Source organism: Paraburkholderia sp. SIMBA_027, assembly GCF_046535315.1.
Lineage (GTDB): Bacteria > Pseudomonadota > Gammaproteobacteria > Burkholderiales > Burkholderiaceae > Paraburkholderia > Paraburkholderia tropica.
In genome coordinates, this window is record NZ_JAWRWY010001773.1 from 1 (window position 1) to 229 (window position 229).

Consider the following 229-nt stretch of genomic DNA (forward strand, 5'->3'; position numbering starts at 1 on the left):
GTCTGTCAGCGAAGCTCCTTTCACCTCTGCAATAGGCATCGTATTGTTATAGCCCCAGATTACCGTTGTTATGACTCCTTTCCCTGTACTTTCATCACCCACAGCGGTATACTGACGAAGACTGCCTTGGGCATCGTAATCATCATATCTGATTGCTGTCTTCGAGCTGCCGTCATTAGGGTTGATCAATACTGCGGAAGTCGGCTGAAGCTTATTGTTATCATACTTC

The 229-nt window shown here is 46.3% G+C and carries 1 protein-coding gene; it reads right to left on the minus strand.

The window, feature by feature from the left end; genetic code table 11:
- A partial coding sequence (locus tag SB764_RS45255; protein ID WP_410867474.1) for a hypothetical protein occupies positions 1-229 on the minus strand: 229 nt, incomplete at both ends.